Source organism: Betaproteobacteria bacterium, from assembly GCA_009377585.1.
Lineage (GTDB): Bacteria > Pseudomonadota > Gammaproteobacteria > Burkholderiales > WYBJ01 > WYBJ01.
Map to the genome: position 1 here is coordinate 1 of WHTS01000097.1, position 2,365 is coordinate 2,365.

General features: G+C 65.5%; 2 protein-coding genes and 1 riboswitch. Both genes read left to right on the forward strand.

The window, feature by feature from the left end; translation table 11 throughout:
- Positions 1–4 precede the first annotated feature (4 nt).
- A riboswitch (TPP riboswitch) is annotated at positions 5–106 on the reverse strand.
- 246 nt (positions 107–352) lie between these two features.
- Positions 353–1,006, forward strand: coding sequence for a methyltransferase domain-containing protein (locus GEV05_23140; GenBank protein ID MPZ46226.1), 654 nt, complete (start codon positions 353–355; stop codon positions 1,004–1,006).
- Positions 1,007–1,038: 32 nt separating this feature from the next.
- Positions 1,039–2,358, forward strand: a complete 1,320-nt coding sequence (locus tag GEV05_23145; GenBank protein ID MPZ46227.1) for a TolC family outer membrane protein — start codon at positions 1,039–1,041, stop codon at positions 2,356–2,358.
- Positions 2,359–2,365: the final 7 nt, after the last annotated feature.

A 2,365-nucleotide genomic window follows, 5' to 3' on the forward strand; every position in this document is an offset into this window, starting at 1 on the left:
AGGTGACTCCAGCGCCACGCTTCCCTACGACGGTATTACCCGCATCAGGTTCGAAGGGTATGTCTCACCCAGGTTGTGCGTGCGCCCAGGACCCCCAACGTGTCCGTCGAAGTTAGCCCAAGCGAGCCCCGAATGCAACATGCTGCATGAATGTCCAGCGCGCTTTCGCCCTTCCGGCCGACGCCAAGACAACACCTTGCCGCCCCACGCGAAGGCGAAACGACAGCTTCGGTGCCTGTTAAACGCGCCGAGCGAGCGCGGCCGAGGCCTATCCGAACGCGGCCGTCGAGCCGAGTGGCCCTGCCAAATGATGCTAAACTCCGAGGCCACCCCCGGGAACACATGCGTGACGATGGATTTCGAGCAGGCCCGATTCAACATGGTCGAGCAGCAGATTCGCACCTGGGACGTGCTCGATCCGACGGTGCTGGAGCTGCTTCTCACCGTCCGTCGCGAAGATTTCGTTCCACCGCAGTTTCGCCAGCTCGCGTTCGCCGACATGGAAATCCCGCTGGGCCACGGCGAGTGCATGCTTGCCCCCAAACTGGAGGCACGCCTGCTGCAGGAAGCCGCCGTTCAGCGCGACGACCAGGTGCTGGAGGTGGGCACCGGAAGCGGATACACGGCCGCCCTTGCCGCCCGCCTCGCCAGGCATGTCTACAGCGTCGAGATCATCCCCGAGCTCAGTGAGCAGGCGCGGAGGAATTTCCAGGCGCACGGCATCACGAACGTCACGGCCGAGGTCGGCGACGCCGCACGCGGCTGGGCTTCGCACGCACCGTACGACGTAATCCTGATTACCGGCTCGCTGCCGCTGATTCCAGAAGCATTCGAGCATTCGCTCGCGCCTGGCGGACGCCTGCTCGCCGTGGTGGGCGATCCCCCGGTGATGAGCGCACAGCGAATCCGGCGCACTGCCGGCGGCGGATTCGGCCGGGAAACGCTGTTCGAGACCTGCATCAAGGCGCTACGCAACGCGCCGCAGCCCGAGCGCTTCGTGTTCTGATCGCGATCGTGGCGCCGCCGTCCAAGCTGCACATGATCGCGCCCGGATTGCTCGCAGCGGCGTTGGCTTTGCTCTCGCTTTCGGCCGCTGCCGCCGATCTGGTGGAGGTGTTGCGCCGGGCCCAGTCATCCGATGCCACCTACGCGGCGGCACGAGCCTCATGGCAGGCGGCGCAGGAGAAGATTCCCCAGGGCCTCGCGCTGCTGCTGCCGAACGCCTCGATCACCGCCAACACGCAATACAACGACCGCAAGCTGGATTTCCGTAACGGGATCAGTCAACCCGGTAAGTTCAACAACAATTCCATTGCCGTCTCCGTTTCGCAGCCGCTGTACCGGCTGCAGAACAAGATTCAGTACGATCAGGCGAAGGTCCAGGTCGCACAAGCCGATGTCCAGCTCTCGCTGGCGCTGCAGGATCTGATCCTGCGCGTGGCGCAGGCCTACTTCGACATCCTGCTCGCGCAGGACAACGTCGAGCTGGCGCGGTCACAGAAGATCGCCATCGGCGAACAGCTGGCGCAAGCCAAGCGCAATTTCGAAGTCGGCACCGCCACCATCACCGACACGCACGAGGCGCAGGCGCGCTACGACCTGGTGACCGCACAGGAGATCGCGGCGCTGAACGAGCTGCAAATCCGCAAGCGCGCCTTGCAGCAGATCATCGGGGCCGAGGCGCCGCCGATCGCGCCGCTTGGGTCCAAGCTACCCCTGGTGCCGCCCGACCCGACTGTCATGGACACGTGGGTGGAAATCGCGCTCGACAACAGCCTCCAGGTTCAGATCCAGCGCGCGGCCGAAGAATTTGCCGTGAAGGAAGTCGAGCGCAACCGGGCTGCGCACTATCCCACGGTGGACGTGGTGGGCTCCTATACCGACGCGGGCACCGGGTCGGGCAACCAGGGCGGCGTCGGCTTCGATACCAGGCAGTCGGCCATCGGGCTGCAGTTCGCGTTGCCGTTGTATCAAGGCGGCGCGGTCAATTCGCGCGTGCGCGAAGCCATGTCCAACCTGGAGCGCGCGCGCCAGGATCTCGAAAGCGCGCGCCGCACCGCCGCGCTCAACACGCGCCAGGCCTTTCTCGGCGTCACCAGCGGAATTGCGCAGGTAAAGGCGCTGGAATCGGCGGTGATGTCGTCGCAGAGCCAGCTCGATTCCACGCGCCTGGGCCAGGAGGTCGGCGTGCGCACCGGGGTCGACGTGCTCAACGCCCAGCAACAGCTCTATTCCGCCCAGCGCGACCTGGCGCAGGCACGCTACAACTACATTCTGAGCCATCTGCGGCTGCTTGCGGCCTCCGGTCGTCTGGACGAAGAGGACGTCGCCCGGGCGAGCCAGGCGCTCGCGCGCTGATTACTTC

Bases quoted from the DNA above. Each gene is read 5' to 3' on its own strand.
- GEV05_23140 (MPZ46226.1), top strand. From the start codon at position 353: ATGGATTTCGAGCAGGCCCGATTCAACATGGTCGAGCAGCAGATTCGC.
- GEV05_23145 (MPZ46227.1), top strand. From the start codon at position 1,039: ATGATCGCGCCCGGATTGCTCGCAGCGGCGTTGGCTTTGCTCTCGCTT.